General features: G+C 35.6%; 1 protein-coding gene and 1 pseudogene. Both read left to right on the forward strand.

The window, feature by feature from the left end:
* Positions 1 to 679 (forward strand): hypothetical protein (locus tag FNZ60_RS09465; RefSeq protein WP_142417294.1); only part of this gene is annotated, 679 nt, incomplete at its 5' end.
* Positions 680 to 762: 83 nt separating this feature from the next.
* Positions 763 to 943, forward strand: a pseudogene (locus FNZ60_RS09470) (hypothetical protein); the annotation flags it as partial.

Genomic DNA, 943 nt, shown 5'->3' on the forward strand with positions numbered 1-943 from the left:
AAAAAAATACGAATTTATTGATGATTGTGAATATATAGATGGTCATTTCTTAAAGCGAATTAGAGCTTTAAGAGATTTTGATGATGTCAAAAAAGGCGACCTCGGGGGGTATATTGAAAGTGAAGATAATCTCTCTCATGATGGCAATTGCTGGGTTTATGATAAAGCACGCGTTTTCCAAAATGCTAGGGTTTTTGAGAATGCTAAAGTAAAAAGCTTTTTTGTAGACGTTTATGGCAATGCTAAAATTTATGGCAATGCTATTTTTGAAGGCATGGCAATAAATGATTATTGTGAGGTTTATGGCAATGCTCATATTGAAAATGCCGTTATAATTGAAGGGAATGTTAAAATTTATGATAACGCCCGTGTAAGTGGGCATGCGCATATTTCTGATGAGACTGTCATTTGTGATAATGCTCATGTCGGTGGCAATGCAAAAATAAGTGATGGTGCTTATATATGTGATTATTCTCAAGTTTATGATGATGCGGTTGTGTGTGGTTCTTTAATCTGTGGAGATTCTTATATTCATAGCGCCGCCTCTTTAACCTCTGATGATCAAATTCATGATGAGGCAATTCCAAGATTTGGTAGTAAAGATGATTATTATCGTCATGAATATTATGATGATTATGGCTATGATGATGACAGCGCATATGAAAGTGACGCTGCTTAAATAAAGCACGGGCGCGGCGGGGGCGCCCCTTCTTTAAAACATTTCATTTAAAAATTTAAATCTCTTTATAAAGGAATTGTGCTATGCAAAAAAAGTTTGCACTCACAAATGAGACACGTGTATTAAATAATCAAACTCTTTATCGTATTAAAGCATTAAGAGACTTTGCTGATGTTAAAGCCGGCTCTTTAGGTGGCTTTATTGAAAAGGAAAGCAACCTCTCTTATGATGGCAATTGCTGGGTCTATGATAATGCTTGTGTGT

Source organism: Bartonella massiliensis (assembly GCF_902150025.1).
GTDB lineage: Bacteria > Pseudomonadota > Alphaproteobacteria > Rhizobiales > Rhizobiaceae > Bartonella > Bartonella massiliensis.